Source organism: Rhizobium sp. TRM95796 (genome assembly GCF_025779995.1).
GTDB lineage: Bacteria > Pseudomonadota > Alphaproteobacteria > Rhizobiales > Rhizobiaceae > Rhizobium_E.
On record NZ_JAOXHE010000001.1, the window covers coordinates 398,658 to 423,136 of the forward strand.

The window sequence follows — 24,479 nt, forward strand, 5'->3', positions numbered from 1 at the left end:
GCCTCATGCCTTTCCGGCCGACGACGGTCGCAGGCGTCCGGCGGGCGTTTTCCGCCGTGGTCGCCTGCTTCTTCGCGACCGCGACGTCGGCGGAGCTGTTGCCGGATTGCGCGCTGAAGGGAGCGGCGTCGGTGATGATCGGCGGTCGTCCGGCGCTGAGATTGTCCGATGTCGCGCAGTGTCCCGCCTCGCTCTATGACATCATTCCCTCGGTGCGTATCGAGGGACAGCCTATGGTGCATGTCAAGCCTGGAGCCGATGGCGAAACGACCTGCGCCGCGACCGGCGATCCGACGGTCATCGTCGAGGGTAAGCCGGCCGCGCGGTTGGGCGACCTGTCCTGTCGGCGCAAATAGCTGCTCTATCCACACGCAGCGCGTCGGCGCGCCGCGAGGAAAACCCGATCCGTTTCCCTTTTGTACTCTGCGGGACTTTATTTCCGCCGATTCCCGGTCCATATATCCTCCATGGCAAAAGCTCCGAAAAATCCGTCCGGCTTCGAGGAAGCCCCGCAGGCGTCTTTCGAAGGCGCTCCCCTGTCCGGCTCGGTGGCCGACTGGGTGAAACAACTCGAGCAGGAGGCCGAACAGGCGTCCCGCGCCGAGAGCATGCGCGAAATCCGCTCCAAGGCGGGCAAGCACCGCAAGACGGTGGAAAACGCCGCCCGCCAGCATGCCGAAGTTCAGGCCGTGAAAGCAAAGTCGGCGGAAATCGGCGACAAGCGCTCGGCGCGCGGCGGTTCGATCGGCGGCTCCAACGATCCCCGCACCCGCGCTGCGGCCGGCCTCAACCCGATCGCCGGCCTCGAAATCTCGCTCGAAGACGCCGAGGCGCTGCAGGCCAATGCCCGCGCCGCCGAGAAGAAGGCCGCCAAAGGCAAGAAAGCCGCCGGCCCCATCGACACCGACGGCGCCCTGGCGACGGGGGCCGTGACCGCGACCGTCGAAGCGCTGTCCGCGCTGATCGAGAGCGGCAATCCGCTGTTCAAGAACGGCGAGATCTGGATGCCGCACCGCCCTGCCCGGCCGCAGAAATCCGAAGGCGGCATTCCCTTCAAGATGGAGACGGAATACAAGCCCTCCGGCGACCAGCCCACCGCCATCCGCGAACTCTCGGGCGGCCTCAATACCGGCGAGCGCAACCAGGTTCTGCTCGGCGTCACCGGCTCGGGCAAGACCTTCACCATGGCGCAAGTGATCGCCGAAACCCAGCGCCCGGCCGTCATCCTCGCGCCCAACAAGACGCTGGCCGCCCAGCTCTATTCCGAGTTCAAGAACTTCTTCCCCAACAACGCGGTGGAATATTTCGTCTCCTACTACGACTATTACCAGCCGGAAGCCTATGTGCCGCGGACTGACACCTATATTGAGAAGGAGTCGACCATCAACGAGCAGATCGACCGGATGCGCCACGCCGCCACGCGCGCCATCCTGGAGCGTGACGATTGCATCATCGTCGCGTCGGTGTCCTGCATCTATGGTATCGGCTCGGTGGAAACCTACACCGCCATGACCTTCCAGATCGAAGTCGGCGACCGCATCGACCAGCGGCAATTGCTGGCCGACCTGGTGGAGCAGCAATACAAGCGCCGCGAGATGGACTTCCAGCGCGGCTCCTTCCGTGTCCGCGGCGACACGATCGAATTGTTCCCCGCCCACTTGGAGGACGCTGCCTGGCGCATCACCATGTTCGGCGACGAGGTCGAGTCGATCACCGAGTTCGATCCGCTCACCGGCGCCAAGACCGGCGACATGAAGAGCGTCAAGATCTACGCCAACAGCCACTATGTCACGCCGCGCCCGGCATTGAACTCGGCGATCAAGTCGATCAAGGAGGAGTTGACGCTTCGCCTGGCCGAACTCGAAAAGGCCGGCCGTCTGCTGGAAGCCCAGCGGCTGGAGCAGCGCACCCGCTACGATATTGAGATGCTCGAAGCCACCGGCTCCTGCCAAAGCATCGAAAATTATTCGCGCTACCTCACCGGCCGCAAGCCCGGCGAACCGCCGCCCACCCTGTTCGAATACATCCCCGACAACGCCATCCTGTTCATCGACGAAAGCCATGTCACCATTCCGCAGATCGGCGGCATGTACAGGGGCGACTTCCACCGCAAGGCGACGCTGGCGGAATTCGGCTTCCGCCTGCCCTCCTGCATGGACAACCGACCCTTGCGGTTCGAGGAATGGGACGCGATGCGGCCCGACACGGTCGCCGTCTCCGCCACCCCGGGCGAATGGGAGCTGGAGCAATCCGGCGGCGTCTTCGCCGAACAGGTGATCCGCCCCACCGGCCTCATCGATCCGCCGGTCGAGGTGCGTTCCGCCCGCAGCCAGGTCGACGACGTGCTGGGAGAGATCCGCGACACCACGCTCAAGGGTTACCGCACGCTGGTCACCGTGCTCACCAAGCGCATGGCCGAGGATCTGACCGAATATCTGCATGAGCAGGGCGTGCGCGTCCGCTACATGCACAGCGACATCGACACGCTGGAGCGCATCGAGATCCTGCGCGATCTCCGTCTCGGCGCCTTCGACGTGCTGGTCGGCATCAACCTGCTGCGCGAAGGTCTCGACATTCCCGAATGCGGGTTCGTCGCCATTCTCGACGCCGACAAGGAAGGCTTCCTGCGTTCGGAAACCTCGCTCATCCAGACCATCGGCCGCGCCGCGCGCAATGTCGACGGCAAGGTCATCCTCTATGCCGACAAGGTCACCGGCTCGATGGAGCGGGCCATGGAGGAGACCGCCCGCCGTCGCGAAAAGCAGATGGCCTGGAACGCCGCCAACGGCATCACGCCGGAATCGGTCAAGGCCAAGATCTCCGACATTCTCGACAGCGTCTACGAGCGCGACCATGTCCGCGCCGACATTCAGGTCAAGGGCGTCAAGGGCGGCACGGCCAATGATCTGGTCGGCGGCAACATGGCAGCCCATCTGGCCGCTCTCGAAAAACAGATGCGCGACGCCGCCGCCGATCTCGATTTCGAGACCGCCGCCCGGCTGCGCGACGAAATCAAGCGCCTCAAGGCCGTCGAACTGGCCAATATGGACGATCCCTTGGCGCGAGAGGCCGCGAGCGGCGGCACGGCGGCATCGCTGCGCGCCCGCGACGCCGCGCCTGCCGACCCTGCCCAGCCTTCCTATTTCGCCAAGCCGTCGCTGGACGATATGGGCCCCGGCACCGACATGGCCCGACCGCTGTTTCGTAAGAACGATCTCGACGAGATGACCGTGCGCCGCACCGAAAAACCGCTCGCGGCAGGGCCGCTGCCGGAAAAGCCCGGCATCAAGGACGACGGTTTCCGGCCGATCATTCGCGCCAAAGCCGGAGTCGGCAGCTATGAGGACGCGGGCGACGCGGCCAAGGCGAAGAAGACCAAGGGAAAGACCGGCAAGCCGGGACGGTGAAACGTCGGGGACGATCGTCGGCGCATGATCGGGACGATCCACACAAAGAAGGTTGTGGCCGTTTCTCCCATCCTCGCATAGGGATAACATCCTGTCCTCAGGAGATTGTCCGTGCGCTTTGGTACCTTCATGCTCACCCTGTTCGCCCTTGTCGCTTCCGCTTTCGGCGCCGACGCCGCGACCGATAAGACCCCACAAGCGCTCATCGAGGCGATTTACGCCTATGACCCCAACGAGAGCGAAGCGGACGCCCCGTCGCCGTATGGCGTGTTCTTCTCGAAGGGGCTCAATACGCTGTTCCAGAAAGATCGGGACGGCAAAGCCGATGACGAGATCGGCTCTGTCGATTTCGACCCGGTGATCGGCGGCCAGGATGGCGCGGCCGAAAATGTAAGACCGGGCGCTCCCATCATCATCGACGACACCGCCGAGCTTAAAGTGACCTTCACCAACGGCGGCCCGATGACACTCTACTATACGCTGGTGAGGGAAAATGGCGGTTGGAAGGTGGATGACATCGCCAGTCCGCAGGGGGAATTCCCCTGGAGCCTGCGCGACCTGCTCACCAGCCAGCCCGAGCAGTGAAAGCCGGATCCAATCTGAAGCGTCCTCGAGCCGGGGCGCGCGGATCCCGACATGACCCGGCTGGAACAGTTGAACTTGTGCTCCGGGAGCCCGGCGGCGGATCAAATCTGCAGTGTCCCCGCCAGATGGTTTTTGCGACCTAGGCCGGCTTGGTGAGCGCGATGATCGCCTGCACCTCGCCGAGATTCGATTTGGACAAGGGATAGATCTCGCCGTTGGTCGCGACCACCTTCAGATTGGGGCCGTCGCGTTGGACGGATTTGATCATGGTGCGCCGGATCCACCACGACCGATGTATGCGCACCCCCTGCCTTTCATCCAAATGCGCAATCGCCTCCTTCATGGTCATGCGGACCATTTGAGAGCCGCTTTCCATTCGAACGATCACATATTGGTTCTGCGCCTGTATCGTCAGGGCGTCCGCTAGCCAATCGAAATTCGGTCGCGTCGATTCGACACTCAGATTTTCTTCTTCTCCGTCGGGGTCGAGTGTCGCAGCCGGCTCAGCGCCGAGCGGAGTTTGCCTGCGTAACGGTCGCCAGATCGGCAGCTCGCAGCCGGGTTTCGCGAGCCGGCGATAGATTTCCGATTTGAAGTAAAAGACATAGGGCACGCTCAGGATCAGATTGAACAGCTCCTGCCGCAAAAAACGAATAACCGCCTGGTCGGTAGGGTAATCGTAGACGAATGAGGCGGTCACGGCGAAACTCAGGCTGTGCACGAATGTGAAATGCATGACATGCGCGAAATAGAACGGAATGTTCCGCGACAGCGCAAAATGCAGCCAGTACGGAAATATGACCGCGATCGCCAACGCATAGAGAGCAAGCCTCACGGACATGAGACCCAGCTCCGAGACATGGTCCATTCCGGGAAACTCCGGCACGACCACCCCCACGGCTTTCAGCAGGACGACCCCGACGAGCATGCTTAGAAAGAATGGATGCGATGCGAGATGTCGGCCGAGAGCTTTGAATTGATCAAAGGACTGGAAATCGCCGTCTCTACCCTCACGCGCCTCAAACAACACGACTTAAAGCACCCTATGCATCTGCTTCCGCCCAACGCGGTCTCGCACAAAACGCGATACCTGCCTCCGGCGTATATTACCATTACGCAAATTTCGCACCATTTGTCAAAAATTCACTCCAATCCGGCCGCCTGCCGCCCGCCGGCGATTGATCGGGGACACCGCTGAATTTTAAAGACAATTTCGAGAGCTCCGTTGTTCCGGGCTCGACGTCTGCCAACAAAATTCAAGCTTGCGAGGGACGCGCGGAGAACGCGCGCCCGGCCCCGTTCGCGGGCATCTGGAGAGAAACATGCAATTATCATTTCAGGGCGGTATGTTCGGCGCAGCAGCCGGAACCGGATTGGATTTCAATTTCCTCGACCTGTCCTTTTCCGACAGCGACACGACCTCCAACAGACTGTCCCAGAACCTGCTGGGCATCGCCGACATCTGGGTGAACTTCGAAGCCAGCTACGCCATCAATTTCGCTTTGCTCGGCACCGCCCATCTCGACCTCGGCCAATTGGAATCGACGGTCTCCTTCGAAAGCAACGCATCGACCTCGGCGACCGACCTGCTGAACGGCGTGTCGTTCGTCGACACGTCCGCCTTCCAGCTGACGGGCGAAACCGCCGACATGCTGTCCGCCATCGGACCGAGCGCCGCCGAGTCCTATATCAAGCTCGAGCTGGAAGCCGGCATCCAGGCGGCCATGAAGGTCGATGCTGGTCTCTCCTACGATGTGTTCTTCGATTCCGGCGAATTTTCCGGCAACGTCATCGATGAGAACATCAATGTGTCGCTGCCCAACACCGAATTGTTCAAGATCACGGCGGAAACGCTCGGCGGTCTCGACGGCGAGATCTATGAACTCGATCTCGGTTTCGGAACGGTCGCAGCCAGCATCCCGGAATTCGAATATTCGGATGTCGAAGTGGTCGAGGGCGGCCAGTTCGGCGCCTACAAGATCACCAGCGAATCCAGCCCGTTCCTGACGGCCGAACTCGATCTCGATCAGTTCCTGCCCGTGCCGCTCTCCGTCGACGAAAGCCTCGATCTCGGTATCGGTTCGATTTCGGTCGACACCGGCGGCCTGGATGTCAAGCTGGTCGGCGAAGCCGCATTCGAACAGGAGATCATCGCCACGCCGGACATCGACGTCGAGATGAAGACCAGCCTCGGCCAGACGCTGACGGGCGAACTCGGAGAGAAGTTCGAGTTCGACACGCCGGAAGGCGAGGGTCAGATGACCGTGACGGCCACCTACCAGCTCAGCATGGCCATTCAGGCGGTCACCAACCTTACATTCACCTCGAAGGTCGACTGGAAGATCCTCTACGGCGAACTGGAAGCTGCGATCGACGTGAGCGTCTATCAGGACAAGTGGCAGGCCGGCTTCGCGATGTTCGAAGGATCGGAACCGGTCGGGGAACTCTTCTCGATCGAGCTGTTCAACGGCACATCGATCTACGAAGCGGGCTCGACCACCGAGACCTTCACCCTGTCCTACGAGAACTTCGTAACCGCGAAATCGGGCAAGACGCTGACCCTCACCACGCATCAGGAAAGCGTGGAAGGCGGCAATATCGCCAATGTTATCAACGGCAATGTCCTGGCGAACAAGCTGAACGGCAATGCCGGCGACGACGTCGTGAATGGCGCAGCCGGCAATGACGTGCTGATGGGCGGCGCTGGCCTCGACAAATTGTTCGGCGGCAATGGAGCCGACACCCTGATCGGCGGCCTGGGCCGCGACACGCTCGATGGCGGCGCAGGCCGCGATACATTCCTGTTCTCGACGATCCGCGACCTGAACGGGGATACGCTCGATAGCTTCAACCGCAAGCAGAACGACCTGATCGATCTCTCGGACATCGATGCCCGGGTGAAGTCCAAGGCCAACGACGCCTTCACCTTCATCGGTGACGACGCCTTCGGCAAACATGCCGGCGAGCTGCGCTGCGTATCGTCGAAAGACGGCTACATGGTCTATGGCGACATCGACGGCAACGGCAAATCCGACTTCTCGCTGTTCGTGGAATCGACAAAGCAGTTGCAGGCCAACAGCTTCGATCTGTAAACCGCCATTCGGAGCGCCGGGCTGCCAGCAGCCCGGCGCATGCGGCCCATCACTGGATCCGCCGTCGAAATTCCCACCCAGATTTGACACGACGCCCCATCTTCCCCTCGCCATAATGCGCGCTACACTGCCTCCCCTAGGATGAACCGCCGAGCCGAGGAGACGACCGATGGCCGACATGACGGCGCAGGAACAACTGATGCTGGAGTTGATCAACCGGGCTCGCTTGGACCCGGCGGGCGAAGCCAGGCGCTTCGGCATCGCCCTCAATGAAGGCGTATCCTCTGGCGACAGGATTTCCACCGCGCCGAAACAGGTGCTGGCCGGCAATGACGATCTCGCCCAGGCGGCGGACAAGCACAGCGCCTGGATGCTGTCGCATGACATATTCAGCCATTTCGAAACAGAGAAGACATCCGGCTTTACGGGTGTGAATCCCGGCGACCGAATGGAGACGGCCGGCTACACGTTTTCGGGCAGTTCCGCCTCGGGCGAGAACATTTCCGTGCGAGGAGACAGCAGCCCGCTGACCAATGCTGAGCTGACGAGTTTCATTATCCAGCAGCATGCCGATCTGTTCATCGACGAAGGCGTCGAAGGACGTGGCCATCGACTGAACATTCTCTCCGATCTGTTCAGCGAGGTCGGGGTGGGCCAGAAATCCGGCGAATTCGAATTCAGCACCGGCACATTCGACAGCTCCATGGTCTCCCAGGATTTCGCCCGAAGCGGCTCGGCGCTGTTCGTCACCGGCGTGGTCTACAAGGACACCGTGAAGAAGGATGATTTCTTCAGCGTCGGCGAGCAGATGGTAGGGCGCGTGGTTTCGAGCGGCGGCGAGAGCGACAAGACGGGCGCAGGCGGCGGCTATGAGCTGAACTTCGGCTCTGGCGCGGCCCGGACCATAGCATTTTCGCTCGCGTCCGGCAAAGTCTCCGTCCAGCTCGGCGCGTTCGACGAGAATGTGAAACTCGACGTGGTCAACGGCGTCGAGGTCTGGACCAACGGCGATGTCGCGGGCGTATCGACCAATGTCCGGCAGATCCATGCGCTGGGCATCGCCGCCGTCGATCTCGCCGGCGGAGCAGGAATCCAGTCTCTGTTCGGCAACGACGCCGCCAACGCCCTGAACGGCAAGGGCGGAAACGACATTCTCGACGGAGGAGGCGGCAAGGATCGTCTGACCGGCGGCGGCGGGGCGGACCACTTCGTCTTCGCCCGCGGCGACACCGCCGCCAACGCCGCACGGGCAGACGTGATCGCTGATTTCACCGAAGCGGATCGGATCATACTCGACGCCATCGACGCCAACGCCAACAAAGCGGGCGATCAGGATTTCACGTTCATCGGCGGATCCGCCTTCCATGACAAGGCCGGAGAATTGCGGATCGCGAAATCCGGATCGGACACGGTCATTCAGGGCGACACCGATGGCGACGGAACCGCCGACCTGATGGTCCGCCTGAGCGGAAAGCATAATCTCACATCGGCCGATTTCGATCTCTAAGCCATTGCGGACGGGCGCTTCCCATCATTTTTGGGGGAATCCCGGCTTTTCTCGCGCGGGCGACATGAATTTCCGCTAAGCAATGGGTCTTTCCATCAGGGGGACCCCATCATGAAACGCCTTATCATCGCGGCGCTCGCCGCTCTTTCCATCGGCGGCTTCGCCCATGCCGGCGACATCGCTTTCCCGTCGGATGCGCCGATCGCCGTCATCACCTTCCCCGAACCGTGGAGCGCCGAAGAAACCGAAACCGGCGTGCAGGCCACCTCGCCGGAAGACGCGATCTATCTCTCCGCCGACGTCGCCGACGGCAAGAGCGTCGACGGCGCGGTCGAAGACGCCATCAAGTTCCTGATGGACAACGGCGTCGAGATCAATCCGGACAGCGCCAAGCGTCAGGACACCGAGATCAACGGCATGCCGATCTCGCTGATCGACTGGACGGGCAAGGACAAGGACGGCGCCGCTTCGATCGGTCTCGCCGCGGTCGTCATCGACGCGAGCCATATTCTCGTGCTCACCTATTGGGGCACCCAGGGCGCCGAAGACAAGTATGACGGCGATGTCGCCTCGATCATCCAGTCGATCCGCAAGGCGGATTGAACGGCGCTCGGACATGAGCCTTCAGGCAATGGCCGGGTTCGTCCCGGCCATTTCTTTTGCTCGCCCCACATAGCGGCGCGGCGCGACGATTAACCTCTGCAGCGACCGCCGGAGAGGTTCATTTTAGATTTCTCTTGTTTTTCGACGCCTTCGCGCTGAGCCCTACGCGCCTCTCCGGCCACAGGCGTTAACGACGGCGAAATTTGACGCCGGCCATTTACCTCGCATTAACCATGATCGTTCACAAACTTTGCCATAGTTCAGCGTTTTGGAGCCGCCTCTCCTTGCCGGGAAAGGCATTTTGAACCCGCCTTTTTTGTCAAATGTCAGGTCATGCCAAGCATCATCACCAACAACAGCGCCACCAAGGCTCTTCAGGTCATTCGCAACATTCACGGCGATCTCGCCGAAACGCAGAACAAGGTCTCTTCGGGCTACCGCGTGCAGGTCGCGTCCGACAATGCCGCCTACTGGTCTATCGCCACCACCATGCGCTCCGACACCGACGCGATGTCCTCGGTGATGGACGCGCTGGCGCTGGGTGCGGCGACCGCCGACACCGCCTATACCGGCGTGAGCCAGGTGGCCGACCTCATGGCCGAGATCAAGGCGCGCTTCGTCGCCGCACGTGAGCCCGGCGTCGACAAGGACAAGCTCGGCGTCGAAGTCGAACAGTTGAAGGCGCAGATCCTCAGCATCGGAGAATCGGCCACGTTCAACGCCGAAAACTGGGTGCAGTTCTCGACCTATGACAGTCCCTGGCTGACCGGCGAGAAAGAGATCATCGGCGGTTTCGTCCGCAGCACCGACAATTCCGTGCGCGTGCAGAGCCTCTATTTCGGCTCCAATTCCGCCGCCGACGGCCCCTACGCCATTCTCGATCTCTCCGAAGCCACCGGCGGCGAATTCGGCGTTCTCACCTCGGAGAAATACGCCGTCACGCTCGGTTATTCGACCGGCTATGTCCTGTTCGACGTCGCGAGGTCCAACTCCTATTCGGCGCCTTCGCTTACGCCGCAGGAAATGACGTTGTCCAACGCCACCACCGACCTCGAACTCGACGAAATGCTGCAGGTCATCGATTCCATGCTGCTCGACGTCACCGACGTGGCCGGCACGCTCGGCGCGCTGGACACGCGCGTGACGATGCAGAACGAATTCGCCAATCGGCTGTCCGATACGCTGAAGAAAGGCGTCGGAAATCTCGTCGACGCGGACCTCAATCAGGAATCGACGCGGCTGAAAGCCCTGCAGGGTCAGGAATCGCTCGGTTACGAGGCGTTGTCGATCGCCAACGCCGAACCGCAATCGATGCTGCGGCTGTTGCAGTAGACGCTGTCGCGTCCGGGCGGCGCAGATCTACTCCGCCGCCTCTTCCCGGATCGCTTCCACCAGCGCCTCCAACTCGTAGCTATAGCCTTCGAGCATAGCGTAGGCGCGCTCGATCGTGCCGATCTGCTCTTCGGATTTGCGGATGGCCTCGGTGATCGACTGGCTGCGGGCGCGCAGCATGGAGCCGAGCACATCGGTCTCCGGCCGCCGGCCCAAACGATCGATATGCTGGCGCACCCGATTGCGATGCCGCTCGAGTTCGAGAATATGCATGCGGTTTTTGACGATATCGTCCGACAGCTTCCGCCGCATGGCCGCGACCGGATCGAAACTGCCGGGTTCGCGCTCGTCGAGAATGACGTCGTTGACCAGCTTCTCCAGCATCATCACGCCCTGCAGATCCCGGGGATCGGCGAGTTCGGGATCATAGCCGGTGTCGTCGAACACGCGGCGGCGCACCGGGTCCTTCAGCACGTCGTAGGCGGTCTGCAGCCGAGCGAAATTCTCCGTGTCGCCGCCCGCATCCGGATGCGCGGTCTTGGCCGCCTTGCGCCAGGCGTCGCGAATGGCCTGTTCGCCCGCGTCGCGGTCCACGCCCAACACGCTATAGGGATCGATCACGCTTCGTCTTCCTTTTCCGTCTCGCCGATCCAAGGCCTATCCCCTCGCCCGCGCCGCTTCAAGCGCGAAGCAGCCAACCTCCCTTTTTCCACCGGCAGGCGACGAAATTGTGGACGGCGGCGTCGAAAGGCGATGAAAACTCAAGCGGACACGGCCAGAGAGACGCCAATTTCCACTGCGGCGAAGGCTCGCGCGATCACTTCCGGCCCCGCTCCCGCCTTGACGGCGTCCGACGACAGGATCTGTCGGAAACGTCGAGCGCCGTCGACTCCGGAGAACAGTCCGATCATGTGGCGGGTGATGTTGCCGAGCTTGCCGCCCTGGGCGATATGCGCCTCGGCATAGGCCATCATGGCGTCGCGGATGACGATCCAGTCGACCGGGCTCGACGCGGCGCCGTAGATCCGGGCGTCGACTTCGCCCATCAAAGCCATGTCGTGATAGGCGGCGCGGCCGAGCATCACGCCGTCGACATGAGCGAGATGCGCCTCGGCCTGGTCGAGCGTCTGAATGCCCCCGTTGATGCCGATGAACACGTCGGGATAGCGCTGCTTCAGCCGGTAGACGCGATCGTAATCCAGCGGCGGGATATCGCGGTTTTCGCGCGGGCTCAGTCCCTGAAGCCAGGCCTTGCGCGCATGCACCCACAATGCATCCGCTCCGGCGGCCAGCGCCGCCTCGGCGAGGCGATCCAGCGCCTCTTCCGGATCCTGCTCGTCGACGCCGATCCGGCATTTCACCGTCACGGGAATAGACACCGCCGCCTTCATCGCCGCCACGCCCGCGGCCACGACTTCGGGAGTCCGCATTAGGCAGGCGCCGAAGGTTCCGGATTGCACACGATCGGAAGGGCAGCCGACATTGAGATTGATCTCGTCATAGCCCCAATCCGCTCCGATGCGCGCGGCCTCGGCGAGCTTGGCAGGATCGGAGCCGCCGAGCTGAAGCGCGATGGGATGTTCGGTCGCGTCGAAGCCCAACAGCCTGTCACGCTTGCCGTGCATGGCGGCGTCGGCCACCACCATTTCCGTGTAGAGCAGCGCACGCGAGGACAGCAGCCGCAGCAGGTAGCGGCAATGCCGATCCGTCCAGTCGAGCATGGGCGCGACTGAAAAGATCTTCTCCCTATCGACGAGCGCTGCGGCATACATCGGTCGGCGCCTCAGTGCGCGCCGGCCGGCGCGCCGCTCTTGAGCAGCGGGATGTTCGGCAGCGTATGGCCCAGCACCTGATCGGCGCCTTCATAGATCATGCGGATGGCGACGAACAGGATGACCAGCAGGCCGACCCAGGCGATCCAGCGGAAGCGATGCAGGAGCTTGGCGATGGCTGCGGAGGCCGCGCCCATCAGCACGACAGACAAGCCCAGGCCGAAGATGAGCGCCGTCATGTGGTCGCGCGCCGCGCCGGCGACGGCGAGCACATTGTCGAGCGACATCGACACGTCGGCGACGATGATCTGGAACACCGCGTCGCGCAGCGTCTTGCGCGGCTTGCCGGCCACCACGCCGTCGGCGTTCTGGTCGGTGTCGGTCAGCGCTTCCTCGGCGTCGACGACCTCTTCCTCCTTGACGGTGAGCTCGCGATACATCTTCCAGCTTACCCAGAGCAGCAGGATGCCGCCGATTAGGATGAGGCCGATCAGTTGCAGCAGCCAGGTGGTGGCGAGCGCGAAGACGATGCGGAGCACCGTGGCGGCGAGAATGCCGATCAGGATCGCCTTCTTGCGCAGGTCGGGCGCAAGCCCTGCCGCCGCCATGCCGATGACGATGGCGTTGTCGGCGGCGAGAACGAGGTCGATCATCACGACCTGGGCGAAGGCGGCAAGCGCCGCGTAGTCGATGCCAAACATCTGAACTCCGGTTTCGAAAAACATGAGAGGAATGGCTCGCTGATTGAACGCAAACGGCTGGACTGTCAACCTCGGCCGCGTTCAAAGGCTTGCAATACCCGCCACCTAACGAAAAACTGCGGCCATGGGTTCAAAAGGAATCGGAGGACGACATGCCCCTTTATGCGCTGGACGACGAAACGCCCGTCACGCCCGAGCCGGGACGCTACTGGATCGCGCCCGACGCGCATGTCATCGGCCGGGTGACGCTGGGCGAGGATGTCGGCGTCTGGTTCGGCGCGGTGCTGCGCGGCGACAATGAGCGCATCACGGTGGGCGCGCGCAGCAATATCCAGGAAGGCGCGATGGTCCACACAGATTGGGGATACCCCGCGACCATCGGCGAAGGCTGCACCATCGGCCATCACGCCATCGTCCATGGCGCTGAGATCGGCGACAATTCGCTGGTCGGCATGGGCGCGACAATCCTCAACGGGGCCAGGATCGGCCGCAACTGCCTGGTGGGCGCCAATGCCTTGGTGACCGAAGGCAAGGAGTTCCCCGACAATTCGCTGATCGTCGGCTCGCCCGCCCGCGCCATCAGGACGCTGGACGAGAAGGCGGAAGACGGCCTGCGCCGCTCCGCAGACAGCTATGTCGAGAACTGGAAGCGCTTTTCGAAACGCCTTCGTCCGCTCTGAACCGGCTCAGGCGATCTTGCGTTTGTCCGGCTCCACGAGACCGAAGGTCGCTTCGCCCGGCGTCGGCCGGCCGAAGAAATAACCCTGCGCCATCTCGCAGCCGATCGAGCGCAGCATCGCCGCCTGTTCGGCCGTCTCGACGCCCTCGGCCGTCGTCATCATGCCGAGATCGCGGCACAGATTGGTGACGGCCCGGATGATGGCGATCGATTCCGGATCGGCGTCCATGCCGCGCACGAAGCTCTGGTCGATCTTGATCTTCTGGAACGGAAACTTGCGGATATAGCTGAGCGACGAGTAACCGGTGCCGAAATCGTCCATGGCGAAGGCGACGCCCAGCGCCTTGAGTTCGTTGAGCACCGCCATGGTGCTGTCGGTGTCGTTGAGGAACACGCCTTCGGTGATTTCGAGCATCAGCCGGCTGGGCGCCAGGCCGGCGCGGCCGAGCGCTGCGGCGACCACGGCCGGCAGGTCGCCGGCGTCGAACTGCAGTGGGGAAATGTTGACGGCCACCACCACGTCGTCGGGCCAGCGCGTCGCCATCTCGCACGCCGCCTCCAGGATCCAGGCTCCGAGTTCGCAGATCATGCCTGTCTCCTCGGCGACCGGAATGAACTCGGCCGGAGACACGAAGCCGCGGCGAGGATGTTTCCAGCGCGCTAGCGCCTCGAAGCCGACGACCTTTTCTCCCTGCAGCATCACCAGAGGCTGATAATGCAGTTCGAACTGGCGGGCGTTGATCGCCTCGCGCAGATCATGCTCCATCTCGCGCCAGTCGCGCATCCTGCGGTCCATGTCGGGCTCGAAGAAGCGATGCTTGCCTCGGCCCTCCTGCTTTGCGCAATAGAGCGCGAGATCGGCGTTTTTCGCGAGCTCATCGGCATCCACGCCGTCGCGAGGCGCGAGCGCGATGCCGACCGATGTTCCGATGACGATGTGATGACCTTCGATGTCGAAGGGCGCATTGATGACGCCGATGATCCGTTCGGCCAAGGCGAGCGCACCCTCGGGCTGGGCCACCCCGGTCTGCAGAATGGCGAACTCGTCGCCGCCGAGCCGGGCGGCGAAACAGCCGCCGCCGAGAGCGCCGCGCAATCTCTCCGCCACCTGGACGAGGAGGACGTCGCCCACCGGGTGCCCCAGCGTGTCGTTGACGATCTTGAAGCGATCGAGGTCGAGATAGAGCAGCGCCGCATCCCGAGCATCGGGGGCGTCGAGTTTCTGCGCCATGACATGGCTGCGAAACAGCGTGCGATTGGCGAGATTGGTCAGCGCGTCATGCAGCGCCATATGGGTGATTTTCTGCTGCGCCGCCTGCTTTTCGGTAATGTCTTCATGCGTGACCACATGGCCGCCGTCGGGCAGTCGCGTCACCGTCATTGTCATGATGCGCCCGTCCTCGAGCTCGACCATGCGTTGGGAATGCTGATAGCCCTCGCCGCGAGTCTCCTCCTCGCCGAACACGTCGTCGGACAGAGTTCGCTTGATGCCGACGCCGTTGCGACGGCAGATCGCGATGAAATCGCCGACTGGCATGCCGACGAGATCGATTTCCTCGTCTTTCAGATAGAACTGGTAGAGGCGGCGGTTGGCGACGATGATCTTGCCATCGCGATCGAGCATGAACAGCGCCTGAGGCATGTTTTCGACCGCGCCGTAGAGACGGTCTCGCTGGATCGACAATTCCTGCCGGCTCGCCTCCTGCAACTGGCTGCGCGCCTTGCCCAGCGCCTGGAAGGTGGAGGAAAACTGTTTCGCGAGATCGCCGATTTCGTCGGCGCGCGCCAGAAGCGCCGGATCGATCGGATCGTCGTCGAAATTCTCATTTTTCGCGAGTTCGCTGACGTCCGCCGTCAACGCTTCGAGCGGTTCGGTGACGGCCCTGCGGAAATACATGCCGGTCAACAACAGCAGGGTCGCGCTCAGGAAAACGCTGATGGCGATTTCCCAGGACGCGGAAATCGACTGCCGTTCGGTGCGCAGTTGCGCATTGCGGTTGATGCGTTGCGCGACGTCCATGATGTTGAGCAGCGCCACCGAATATTGCCCCTGCTCTCGTTCGAGACGAGAGACCAGCGCCTGTTTGGCGGTTTCGTTCTGCACCACGCTGGTTTGCGCGTTGAAGATGGACTGTGGGGCTGTGTGCGAGATCCTCTTGGCCTCGTCGACCAGCGCCTGCAGGCGGACATATTCATCAGCTCTCTGAACGCGATCGAAATGAACTTTCGCCTCGGCCAGGATGCGTCCGATCGCTTCCAGCCGACCCCAATAGGCCTTACGAAGCCGTTGAAGATCGTAGAGCCGCGGCGCATTCGCGAATTTCGTGTTCAAGCCGTCCAGTTCGATCGCCAGGATCTTGAGCTTGTAGAAGTTGCGCAGGGCGCCGGGGGTCCTGCGGGACGCAGGCGACGTCTGGATTGGGCCGAAGGCGGGATTGCGAACCGCGTCGTCATAGCTCAGACCGGCCTCCGCCTTTTGCACCGCCGCCTTTTCGATCTCCATGATCTCGCTCGAGACTTCGACCTCGATCAGGTTGACGACGCTTCGCAACGTATTCTCACCGACGGCGACCCGCGCCTTGGCGGAGGTGACGCGATGACAGACGTCGAGCAGCGCGCTGCGCGTCTTGAAGATCTTCGAGCCCGAAAATTCGTAGCGCCGCAATTCCTGCGCAGCGTCGGCCTGCTCCGCCATGGCGGTCAGGAATTTCAGCTTGCGAGTCTGGTTTTCCGAGGACTGCTTGAGATAGCGCTCGGCGCCTTCCAGCCCCGCGCAGTTCTTCATCACCGGGTCGAACACGCTTTGAAGCTTCTGATAGCTCTCGGAAAGAGAAATCACGCCGATCAGCAAGGGAGACGCTGCGGCTGACGAGAACTTCACCGCGTCCTCGACCTTGTTGATGTTGTAGACGGCGTTGACGCCGCCGGCGAGCGAGGCGATCACACTCAGGCCGACGCCGAACAGCACCTTCTTGCGAAAGCGTATGTTCGACTCCAGTGAAATATTCAGAAACCTCTTCCCAAAAGAGCGTTTCATCAACCGCGCATCCTCATCTCTCACGTAGCGGCATCCTATGCGCCACTACTTGAAAATGAATTAAGCGGAGAGAAAACTTTCACGCGATTTCGAGTAAGTCAAATCTATCGTAGAGTGCGCTAATCTTCCCATCCTCATCCGGCGCGATCGCAAAACCGCCGTATGAATAAAGAGATCGATGGTTAAAATCCGTGGCTCGTTCAGGCTGCATCACGACCTCGACTCGGTGCCTGAAGATTGAATTTGTGTTAATGTTCTATCTTGGGACATTCGTCGCCTCGTCTTTCGCTGCCGGAATGGACACGGACGACGGACACATGGCCGCCGCGACCGCTATCGGCGCCAGCAGCGGCTTGGTGACAGAATCGACACGTCCTGCCGCCTCACTCCCCACCGGAAACGGTGTATGCCTCGCCGGGAAACCGGCGCAGCCGCATACTGACGAGCGTCGACCTCGTCAGATGGCGGGCCCGACCCGACGGCGCCTGGCAGACGTCGAGCGGCAATGTCACCCCGCAGACGGGCTCTATGGCGACCTCGGGCGGATAGGGCTGACTGGGTCTCGACGCAATCAAACGCAGTTCTTGCAGGCGCCGCGAATTTCGATCGTGGTCTTTTCGGCCTTGAACTGGGTGGCCGCCTGCCATTGCTTGAGCTGGCCCTCGATCGTGTGGTCGTGAAATTCGCTCACCTGCCCGCAGGTCTCGCAGATCGCGAAAGCGATGACGCCGTGATGATGATCGTGATGATCATGCGGATGCGCACAGGCGACGAAGGCGTTGAGACTTTCCAGACGATGCACCAGACGCTGCTCGACGAGCTTTTCGAGCGCGCGATACACCTGCAGCGGCGCGCGAAAGCCGTCGCCGCGCAGCCGGTCGAGAATGTCGTAGGCGCTCAGCGGCGCGGCCGCGCCGTTCAACGCCCCGAGCACCAGCGCCTGGTTCTTGGTGAGGGTCTGTTCCGGTTTCATCATGTTCTACCTTCCTCGGCCAGCCGGCTGCGTCCGAGCGGAAGCAGGCTGACGACGAACAGCGCCAGCGCCGCCACCACGATAGACGGCCCCGACGGCGTGTCGAATTGCAGTGATCCATAAAGTCCGCCCCATACGGCGACGACGCCGATCAGCGCCGACAAGGCCGCCATGATCTCCGGCGAGGTCGAAAAGCGACGGGCGGCGGCGGCTGGAATGATGAGAAGCGAGGTGATCAGCAGAATGCCCACGATCTTCATGGCGATGGCGATCACCACCGCCAACAGGAGCATGAAGATCAGCCGCGCCTTTTTCGGCTGCAACCCCTCGGCCTCGGCCAGATCCTCCGAGACGGTGGAGGCGACCAGCGGCCGCCAGAGATAGACCAGCGTCAGCAGCACCAGAATGCCGCCGCCCCAGATCAGGTCGATATCGCCCTCGCCGATGGCCAGAATATCGCCGAACAGGAAGCTGATGAGATCGACGCGCACCCAGGACATGAAGGCGAGGATGACCAGCCCGACCGACAGCGAGGCGTGCGAGAGAATGCCGAGCAGCGAATCCGCCGACAGCGACTGCACTTTCTGCAACAGCAGCAGCAGCAACGACACCGCCGCAGCGACCACGAAGACCGCGATCATGATGTTGAGATTGAACAGCAGCGACAACGCCACGCCGAGAAGCGCCGAATGCGCCATCGTGTCGCCGAAATAGGCCATGCGCCGCCAGACGATGAAGCAGCCGAGGGGACCTGTGGTCAAAGCCAGCCCTGTGCCGCCGATCAGCGCTCGAATGAAGAAGTCGTCAAGCATCGCGGCCTCCCGAAGTCATGGCCTTGGGCATAACCAGCCGGTTGCGCTCATGGGCGCAGCCGCAATCAGGGCCATGTTCATGGTCATGATCGACCTCGTCGTCATGATCGTGGTGATGGCCGTCGTCAGGATGGCAATGGTCGGTCACCGAGCCGTCGGCATGCAGCACCCGGCCATCCGGCAGATGGGTGTGGTCGTGATGGTGGGCGTAGATGGCCAGCGCCCCGGCGCCCCGCAGGCCGAACAGCCGCTGATATTCAGGACTTTGCGACACAGTCTGCGGCGTTCCGGTGCAGCAGATATGGCCATTGAGGCAGATCACAGTGTCGGTCGCCGCCATCACCACATGAAGATCATGCGAGATCAGCAGCACGCCGCAGCCGATACGGTCGCGGATCTCGCCGATCAATTCGTAGAGCGCGATTTCGCCCGAGAAGTCGACGCCCTGCACCGGTTCGTCGAGCACGAGAAGATCGGGTCGGCGGGCGATGGCGCGGGCGAGAAGCGCGCGCTGGAATTCGCCGCCCGAGAGATGCTGCACCTCGGCCTTGGCGAGATGCGAAACGCCGGTCTCGGCGAGCGCATCGGCGACATCACGGCGAGGCAATGGACCCGTCAGCGTCATCAGCCGCTCGACGGTCAGCGGCATGGTGCGATCGATGCTCATCTTCTGCGGCACATAGCCGATCCTGAGACCATGACGTTGCGACACCTTGCCCTCGTCAGGCTTGATCAGCCCCAACGCCATGCGCGCCGAGGTGGACTTTCCAGAACCATTGGGCCCGATCAGCGTAACGATCTCGCTTTTGCGCACCGCAAAGCTGACGCCGCGCACCAGCCAGCGGCCATTGCGGGAAACGCCGGCGCCATCGAGACCAACCAATTGATCAGGTTGCGGATTTCTGTCGAGCATAGAATTTTCCAGAGTCGGGACTTGGCAGCGGTTATGTCATACGTTATAGCGTAACGCAATTTATGTAATAACATTACGGCAATTATCCAGCCGTAACGCATAAAAAGGATCTCCCATGCGTTTCACGCTCGCCACCGCCTTCGCTTCCGTTTCGCTTCTGGCGTTTTCCGCCTTGGCCGCCCAGGCCGCGCCGAAAGTGGTCGTGACGATCAAACCCATTCACTCGCTGGCCGCCTCGCTGATGAAGGGCGTCGGCGAACCGGAATTGCTCGTGGATGGCGTCGCCTCTCCGCATACCTACCAGATGAAGCCTTCCGACGCATCCCGGCTGCAGGAAGCGGATGTGATCTTCTGGGTCGGCCACGACATGGAGAAGTTCATGGAGAAACCGCTGGAGGCGATCGGCGGCAAGGCGCGCATCCTCGAACTCGACCAGATCGAAGGCTTGTTGAAGCTGCACACCCGCGAAGGCGGCGCTTTCGAGGCCCATGACCATGGCGAGGAAGGTCATGAACACGACAAAGCCGGTCATGAAGACGGCGACCATCACCATGACGCCGACGAAAAGCCGGAAGCCGGCCATGACCACGATCATGCCGGGGAAACGCATGAAGGCCATGACCATGCCGCCGAAACCCATAAGCACGATCATGGCGAAGAAGTCGACCTGCATCTCTGGCTCAACACCGGCAACGCCAAGCTGATGGCGGCGGCCATGACCAAGACTCTCGTCCTGGCCGATCCCGAACACACCCAGACCTATGAGAAGAACCTCGCCGATCTCAACGCCAGCCTCGATGCGCTTTCGGCTGAAATCAAGGCGGAGGTCGCTCCCGTCAAGGATAAACCTTTCATCGTGTTCCATGACGCCTACCAGTATTTCGAAAAGGAATTCGGCGTGAAAGTCGCTGGATCGATCACGGTTTCCCCCGAGACGATGCCGGGCGCGGCGCGTCTGAAACAGATCCGGGCGAAAGTGGTGGAACTCGGCTCCACCTGCGTCTTTGCAGAGCCGCAATTCGAACCGAAGCTGGTGCGGGTCGTCCTGGAAGGCGCCGACGCCAAGAGCGGCGTTCTCGATCCCGAGGGTGGTTCCTATGAGAAGGGCGAAGCGCTCTATGGCGATCTCATGCTCGGCATCGCCCGCTCCCTCAAGGATTGCCTCGCCGCCAGGTGACGAGGCCGGACAACCGAGGCGGGCCGGTGCGCCCGCCTTTTCCAGACAATCACATGTAATGGTATAACATTATGAGAAATCAACTCGCAGATCAGCGTCTCCCGGTCACCGTCCTCTCAGGCTTCCTCGGCGCCGGCAAGACGACCCTGATGAACCACGTGCTCAACAATCGCCAGGGGCTGAAGGTCGCGGTCATCGTCAACGACATGAGCGAGGTCAATATCGACGCCGAACTCATTCGCGAAGGCGGCGCCGATCTCTCCCGCACCGATGAGCAATTGGTCGAAATGACCAATGGCTGCATCTGTTGCACGCTGCGCGACGATCTGCTCAACGAAGTCAGCCGCCTCGCCCGCGAAAAGCGCTTCGACTATCTGTTGATCGAGAGCTCCGGCATTTCGGAGCCGTTGCCGGTCGCCGCCACCTTCGAATTTCGCGACGAGGCGGGCTTCAGCCTGTCCGATCTCGCCCGTCTCGACACGATGGCGACGGTTGTCGACGCCGCCTCGCTCTTGAAGGACTACGCCTCCGACGACTTTCTCGCCGATCGCGGCGAGACCGCCGGCGAAGGCGATGCGCGCTTGTTGGTGGACCTGCTGGTCGAGCAGATAGAATTCGCCGACGTGGTGATCATCAACAAGGTCTCCGACGCCAACCCCGCCGATCTCGACGCGGCGCGCAAGATCGTCGCCGCGCTCAATCCCGACGCCCGCATCATCGAAACCGATTTCGCCCGCGTCGATCCCACCGAGATCCTCGGCTCGGGCCGCTTCGATTTCGACAAGGCCCATACCCATCCGCTCTGGTACAAGGAACTCTACGGCTATGCCGAGCACACGCCGGAAACCGAGGAGTACAGCGTACGCTCCTTCGTCTATCGGGCGCTCCGGCCCTTCGATCCCGCCAAGTTCAAGGCTTTCATCGACCGCTCCTGGCCGGGCGTGGTGCGCGCCAAGGGTTTCTTCTGGCTGGCGACGCGGCCGCATTATGTCGGCGAACTCAGCCATGCCGGCGCGATCGTCCGGACACAGAAGATCGGCCTGTGGTGGGCGGCCGTGCCGCAGGAGCGCTGGCCGACCGATCAGGCCAGCCGCTCGGCGATCTATGACCGCTTCGATCCGGTCTGGGGCGACCGTCGGCAGGAGATGGTGTTCATCGGCGCCGATCCGATGAACGAAGCGGCCATCCGCGCCGAACTCGACGCCTGCCTTGTTCCCGAATCCGACTTCCGCCCGGAGCGCTGGCGCGATCTCGCCGATCCCTTCCCGGACTGGAGCGCGAAGGCGGCATGAGCGAGGAGAGACCCCGCCGCCGCTATCACTGCTTCGAGGTCGATGGCGACGGCAAGATCATCAAACCCACATTACGGCCCCATGAGCCCGATTGGCAGGGTGCTTCAGTCGTTCCGCCGGGCGAAGCGGGAGCCTTGATGTTCAGGGATCGCGGAGAAATAGTCATCCAGACCTTGAAGCGCATGGTCTGAGCGACCTCCGCGCCAGCCACGATCCTGCATAATCTCTCGATTCGTAGGGAGCGCCCCGATTATGCAAGACCGGCTTACACCCGCCCGCGCCGCGTTGGACGCGGGCGACCTCGACACGGCGTTCCGCCTGATCAACGATGCGCTCTCGCAAGGCGACGCCGGCGCGGACATGATCGGCCTGTTCGGCGACGCCCTAAGCGCCGCCGCCATGACCCGCGACGCCGCCGGCGCCTTCGAAATGGCCGCAAACGCCGCGGGCGCAAACGCCTTCCCATACTGGAAGAAAGCCGCTTTCGCCCATGACCTGGCCGGGGACCCCGACCAGGCGCTGGCGGCGGCGATCAAGGCGCAAAAAATCCATGACGGCGATCCGGACATCATTTATCTGCTCGCGCGTGAATTTCACGCCCGCGGCGAGCGCGAACTGCTCGGCCTGTTCAAGAACCGGTTGACGGCCAGCGACAATCCGGACCACCTCAATCTCGCCGCCGAACTGATCGCCGGTGAAATCCGCAATCCCTTCACGCTGCCCTTGTTCAAGAAACTGGCGGCGCTCAGGCCCGACGACGACATCGCCCAGGCCAAGCTGATGGCGGTGGCGCGCGAGTTCTGCGACTACGACACGATCGAGGCGCAGGAGCGCCGGATGCAAGAGCGACGAACGCGCCTCGGCGACGCCGCTGCTCATGACGGCGAGACGCCCTACGCCAATCTTCTGCATTGCGCCGACGAGAGACTGAACCGGCTGGCCGCCAATCGCCCGACCCTCGGGCCCGGCTGTTCCGCCGACCGCACCGCTGCCCGTCGCGCCATGGCGCACAGTTGGGGCGCGCGCCTGCGCATCGGCTATTTCTCCAACGATTTCAGCAGCACGCACGCCACGATGCGGTTGATGCGCGAGGTGCTGGAGCGCCACGACCGCAGCCGTTTCGACGTGACGCTCTATTGCTACACACCCGAGGAGCTGATCCGCCGCGACGACGGCGGCCGCTCCCAATGGGGCCAGATCGTCAGCGTCGGCGCTCTCAGCGACGGCGAGATCGCCCAGCGCATGCGCGACGACGGCGTCGACATTCTCGTCGATCTCAAGGGGCACACCGGCGGCTCGCGCAGCCATGTGCTCAATCATCCGATCGCGCCGGTTCACGTCGCCTGGCTTGGCTATCCCGGCTCCACCCAGATGATCGACCTGGATTATGTCATCGGCGACCGTTTCGTATTGCCGGACAGCGCAAGACCGCATTACCACGAGAAGTTCATACGCCTGCCCGACAGTTATCAGCCGAACGACGCGCGAACACGCCCCCTTCCCGCGCGGATCGACCGAGCGACGCTGGGCCTGCCTGATGACCGCTTCCTGTTCGCGAGCTTCAACGCCAACCGCAAGATCACGCTCGAGACGCTGAAACTCTGGGCCGAGATCCTGCGCGACACGCCCGAAAGCCGTCTCTGGACGCTCCTCGAAGCTCCGCTGATGCGCGAGAATTTCGCTGCGCGAATGGAGAAGGAAGGCGTCGCGCGCGACCGGTTGATCTTCGCCGCGACCGCCGATTACGAAGCCCATCTCGCCCGCGCCGCCGCTGCCGACCTGCATCTCGACACGTTTCCCTATAACGGCCATACGACAACGTCCGACATGCTCTGGGCCGGGGTCCCGACCCTGACCAAAAAGGGCTCGAACTTCGCTTCTCGCGTCTCCGAAAGTCTTTTGAACGCTGTCGGACTGCCGGATTTCGTGGCCGCCGACAGCGTGGCCTTCGTGGCCCAGGCCGTGCGCCTCGCCAGGTCACCCGACCATCTCTCCGCTGTGCGTCGACACCTGGCGTCGAGCCGCAAAACGGCGCCGCTGTTCAATGCGGAGCGCTTCTGCGCCGGTCTCGAAAAAGCCTATGCGCTGGCGGCGGAACGGGCGCGGCAAAACCTCGATCCCATCCATCTCGATCTATTTTGAAACGTCGGGAAACTCATAGGCTATCCGGGTTGACGAAGCGCCCGCGCCAACCGTAACGTCGCCTCAGTTCCGCGACTGGATTCGGTCTCGGACTTTGTTCTCGCGTACACATCGACTTCTCGACGTCACGCAGCGGCTCGCGCCTCGTGTTGCGAATGCTGCTGTGGCAAAGGGGCATTTTATAGGGAAAGGAACTTCCATGAAATTCAAGACTCCGACGATCGTCGCCATCTCCATGGCCATCGGTATCGCAACCGGCGCCAGCGTTACCGCCATCGCCGCTCAACCGAATATGAGAAGCGCATTGGACCATCTCATTACGGCTGACGCGTTTCTCGCAAAGGCGACCGACAACAAGGGTGGCCACAAAGCCAAGGCGCGCAGCCTGATCAGCATCGCGATCCAGGAAGTTCGCGCCGGCATTCGCGTCGCGAACTGATCGATTTCGATACCAC

General features: G+C 62.3%; 21 protein-coding genes. 13 read left to right on the forward strand and 8 right to left on the reverse strand.

Going from position 1 to position 24,479, the window contains the following annotated elements; all coding sequences use genetic code 11:
* Positions 1-5 precede the first annotated feature (5 nt).
* From OCK01_RS01980 to OCK01_RS01990, 3 genes are all read left to right on the forward strand, one after another.
* The gene (locus OCK01_RS01980) at positions 6-356 is read left to right on the forward strand and encodes a PAAR domain-containing protein (protein ID WP_263822463.1); all 351 of its coding nucleotides are present in this window, start codon (positions 6-8) and stop codon (positions 354-356) included.
* Positions 357-467: 111 nt separating this feature from the next.
* On the forward strand, positions 468-3,407 hold the full coding sequence (gene uvrB, locus OCK01_RS01985; RefSeq protein ID WP_263822464.1) for an excinuclease ABC subunit UvrB: 2,940 nt from the start codon (positions 468-470) through the stop codon (positions 3,405-3,407).
* 111 nt (positions 3,408-3,518) lie between these two features.
* Positions 3,519-3,992: a DUF3828 domain-containing protein gene (locus tag OCK01_RS01990; protein WP_412178960.1), complete on the forward strand. Its 474-nt coding sequence runs from the start codon at positions 3,519-3,521 to the stop codon at positions 3,990-3,992.
* A gap of 139 nt (positions 3,993-4,131) precedes the next feature.
* On the opposite strand, the gene OCK01_RS01995 is transcribed toward OCK01_RS01990, so the two are convergent.
* Entirely contained in the window at positions 4,132-5,022 is an 891-nt protein-coding gene (locus tag OCK01_RS01995; protein ID WP_263822465.1) for a LytTR family DNA-binding domain-containing protein, read from the reverse strand.
* Between the two features lie 292 nt (positions 5,023-5,314).
* On the opposite strand from OCK01_RS01995, the gene OCK01_RS02000 reads away from it, so the two are divergent.
* The 4 genes from OCK01_RS02000 to OCK01_RS02015 all read left to right on the forward strand — a co-directional run bounded on the left by OCK01_RS02000 (position 5,315) and on the right by OCK01_RS02015 (position 10,526).
* Positions 5,315-7,084: a hypothetical protein gene (locus OCK01_RS02000; protein ID WP_263822466.1), complete on the forward strand. Its 1,770-nt coding sequence runs from the start codon at positions 5,315-5,317 to the stop codon at positions 7,082-7,084.
* Positions 7,085-7,253: 169 nt separating this feature from the next.
* Positions 7,254-8,591: a CAP domain-containing protein gene (locus OCK01_RS02005; protein ID WP_263822467.1), complete on the forward strand. Its 1,338-nt coding sequence runs from the start codon at positions 7,254-7,256 to the stop codon at positions 8,589-8,591.
* A 111-nt stretch (positions 8,592-8,702) separates the two neighbouring features.
* Positions 8,703-9,194 (forward strand): histidine kinase, encoded by a 492-nt coding sequence (locus OCK01_RS02010; protein ID WP_182829207.1) that lies wholly within the window; start codon positions 8,703-8,705, stop codon positions 9,192-9,194.
* A gap of 333 nt (positions 9,195-9,527) precedes the next feature.
* Positions 9,528-10,526 carry a flagellin gene (locus OCK01_RS02015; RefSeq protein WP_263822468.1) on the forward strand — a complete coding sequence of 333 codons (999 nt, stop codon included), beginning with the start codon at positions 9,528-9,530 and terminating at the stop codon, positions 10,524-10,526.
* A gap of 27 nt (positions 10,527-10,553) precedes the next feature.
* Here OCK01_RS02015 and OCK01_RS02020 read toward each other — a convergent pair whose 3' ends face one another.
* The 3 genes from OCK01_RS02020 to OCK01_RS02030 all read right to left on the reverse strand — a co-directional run bounded on the left by OCK01_RS02020 (position 10,554) and on the right by OCK01_RS02030 (position 12,999).
* A complete protein-coding gene (locus tag OCK01_RS02020; protein WP_182829205.1) occupies positions 10,554-11,147 on the reverse strand; it encodes a J domain-containing protein in 594 nt (197 codons plus the stop codon).
* A gap of 140 nt (positions 11,148-11,287) precedes the next feature.
* Positions 11,288-12,298, reverse strand: a complete 1,011-nt coding sequence (gene dusA, locus OCK01_RS02025) for a tRNA dihydrouridine(20/20a) synthase DusA (RefSeq protein WP_263822469.1) — start codon at positions 12,296-12,298, stop codon at positions 11,288-11,290.
* A gap of 11 nt (positions 12,299-12,309) precedes the next feature.
* Entirely contained in the window at positions 12,310-12,999 is a 690-nt protein-coding gene (locus tag OCK01_RS02030; protein WP_182829203.1) for a YjbE family putative metal transport protein, read from the reverse strand.
* A 152-nt stretch (positions 13,000-13,151) separates the two neighbouring features.
* On the opposite strand from OCK01_RS02030, the gene OCK01_RS02035 reads away from it, so the two are divergent.
* Positions 13,152-13,679 carry a gamma carbonic anhydrase family protein gene (locus OCK01_RS02035; RefSeq protein WP_263822470.1) on the forward strand — a complete coding sequence of 176 codons (528 nt, stop codon included), beginning with the start codon at positions 13,152-13,154 and terminating at the stop codon, positions 13,677-13,679.
* Between the two features lie 6 nt (positions 13,680-13,685).
* Here OCK01_RS02035 and OCK01_RS02040 read toward each other — a convergent pair whose 3' ends face one another.
* The 4 genes from OCK01_RS02040 to OCK01_RS02055 form a co-directional block, all read right to left on the reverse strand.
* The gene (locus OCK01_RS02040; RefSeq protein WP_263822471.1) at positions 13,686-16,715 is read right to left on the reverse strand and encodes an EAL domain-containing protein; all 3,030 of its coding nucleotides are present in this window, start codon (positions 16,713-16,715) and stop codon (positions 13,686-13,688) included.
* Positions 16,716-17,286: 571 nt separating this feature from the next.
* On the reverse strand, positions 17,287-17,688 hold the full coding sequence (locus OCK01_RS02045) for a Fur family transcriptional regulator (RefSeq protein WP_409526965.1): 402 nt from the start codon (positions 17,686-17,688) through the stop codon (positions 17,287-17,289).
* Positions 17,688-18,500: an iron chelate uptake ABC transporter family permease subunit gene (locus OCK01_RS02050; protein ID WP_263822472.1), complete on the reverse strand. Its 813-nt coding sequence runs from the start codon at positions 18,498-18,500 to the stop codon at positions 17,688-17,690. Before OCK01_RS02050 ends, OCK01_RS02045 begins: the two co-directional genes overlap by 1 nt.
* Positions 18,493-19,413: a metal ABC transporter ATP-binding protein gene (locus tag OCK01_RS02055; RefSeq protein ID WP_263822473.1), complete on the reverse strand. Its 921-nt coding sequence runs from the start codon at positions 19,411-19,413 to the stop codon at positions 18,493-18,495. Before OCK01_RS02055 ends, OCK01_RS02050 begins: the two co-directional genes overlap by 8 nt.
* Positions 19,414-19,528: 115 nt before the next feature.
* Here OCK01_RS02055 and OCK01_RS02060 point away from each other — a divergent pair, with 115 nt between their 5' ends.
* The 5 genes from OCK01_RS02060 (at position 19,529) to OCK01_RS02080 (ending at position 24,463) form a co-directional block, all read left to right on the forward strand.
* Positions 19,529-20,590 (forward strand): zinc ABC transporter substrate-binding protein, encoded by a 1,062-nt coding sequence (locus tag OCK01_RS02060; RefSeq protein WP_263822474.1) that lies wholly within the window; start codon positions 19,529-19,531, stop codon positions 20,588-20,590.
* Positions 20,591-20,661: 71 nt separating this feature from the next.
* The gene (locus OCK01_RS02065) at positions 20,662-21,882 is read left to right on the forward strand and encodes a GTP-binding protein (protein ID WP_263822475.1); all 1,221 of its coding nucleotides are present in this window, start codon (positions 20,662-20,664) and stop codon (positions 21,880-21,882) included.
* Complete coding sequence (locus OCK01_RS02070; protein ID WP_182829196.1) at positions 21,879-22,073, forward strand: hypothetical protein; 195 nt, start codon at positions 21,879-21,881, stop codon at positions 22,071-22,073. The genes OCK01_RS02065 and OCK01_RS02070 overlap by 4 nt, the downstream gene beginning before the upstream one ends.
* Before the next feature lie 61 nt (positions 22,074-22,134).
* Entirely contained in the window at positions 22,135-24,024 is a 1,890-nt protein-coding gene (locus OCK01_RS02075; protein ID WP_263822476.1) for a hypothetical protein, read from the forward strand.
* Between the two features lie 199 nt (positions 24,025-24,223).
* Positions 24,224-24,463 (forward strand): hypothetical protein, encoded by a 240-nt coding sequence (locus OCK01_RS02080; protein ID WP_263822477.1) that lies wholly within the window; start codon positions 24,224-24,226, stop codon positions 24,461-24,463.
* Positions 24,464-24,479 lie beyond the last annotated feature (16 nt).

Excerpts from the sequence above, each read along its gene's own strand:
- OCK01_RS02005 (WP_263822467.1), top strand. The coding sequence starts at position 7,254 with ATGGCCGACATGACGGCGCAGGAACAACTGATGCTGGAGTTGATCAAC.
- OCK01_RS02015 (WP_263822468.1), top strand. The coding sequence starts at position 9,528 with ATGCCAAGCATCATCACCAACAACAGCGCCACCAAGGCTCTTCAGGTC.
- OCK01_RS02080 (WP_263822477.1), top strand. The coding sequence starts at position 24,224 with ATGAAATTCAAGACTCCGACGATCGTCGCCATCTCCATGGCCATCGGT.
- OCK01_RS02075 (WP_263822476.1), top strand. The coding sequence starts at position 22,135 with ATGCAAGACCGGCTTACACCCGCCCGCGCCGCGTTGGACGCGGGCGAC.
- OCK01_RS02055 (WP_263822473.1), bottom strand. The coding sequence starts at position 19,413 with ATGCTCGACAGAAATCCGCAACCTGATCAATTGGTTGGTCTCGATGGC.
- OCK01_RS02000 (WP_263822466.1), top strand. The coding sequence starts at position 5,315 with ATGCAATTATCATTTCAGGGCGGTATGTTCGGCGCAGCAGCCGGAACC.
- OCK01_RS02060 (WP_263822474.1), top strand. The coding sequence starts at position 19,529 with ATGCGTTTCACGCTCGCCACCGCCTTCGCTTCCGTTTCGCTTCTGGCG.
- OCK01_RS02035 (WP_263822470.1), top strand. The coding sequence starts at position 13,152 with ATGCCCCTTTATGCGCTGGACGACGAAACGCCCGTCACGCCCGAGCCG.
- OCK01_RS02050 (WP_263822472.1), bottom strand. The coding sequence starts at position 18,500 with ATGCTTGACGACTTCTTCATTCGAGCGCTGATCGGCGGCACAGGGCTG.
- OCK01_RS02040 (WP_263822471.1), bottom strand. The coding sequence starts at position 16,715 with ATGAAACGCTCTTTTGGGAAGAGGTTTCTGAATATTTCACTGGAGTCG.
- OCK01_RS01980 (WP_263822463.1), top strand. The coding sequence starts at position 6 with ATGCCTTTCCGGCCGACGACGGTCGCAGGCGTCCGGCGGGCGTTTTCC.
- uvrB (WP_263822464.1), top strand. The coding sequence starts at position 468 with ATGGCAAAAGCTCCGAAAAATCCGTCCGGCTTCGAGGAAGCCCCGCAG.
- OCK01_RS02010 (WP_182829207.1), top strand. The coding sequence starts at position 8,703 with ATGAAACGCCTTATCATCGCGGCGCTCGCCGCTCTTTCCATCGGCGGC.
- OCK01_RS02030 (WP_182829203.1), bottom strand. The coding sequence starts at position 12,999 with ATGTTTGGCATCGACTACGCGGCGCTTGCCGCCTTCGCCCAGGTCGTG.
- OCK01_RS02065 (WP_263822475.1), top strand. The coding sequence starts at position 20,662 with ATGAGAAATCAACTCGCAGATCAGCGTCTCCCGGTCACCGTCCTCTCA.
- dusA (WP_263822469.1), bottom strand. The coding sequence starts at position 12,298 with ATGTATGCCGCAGCGCTCGTCGATAGGGAGAAGATCTTTTCAGTCGCG.
- OCK01_RS02045 (WP_409526965.1), bottom strand. The coding sequence starts at position 17,688 with ATGAAACCGGAACAGACCCTCACCAAGAACCAGGCGCTGGTGCTCGGG.
- OCK01_RS02070 (WP_182829196.1), top strand. The coding sequence starts at position 21,879 with ATGAGCGAGGAGAGACCCCGCCGCCGCTATCACTGCTTCGAGGTCGAT.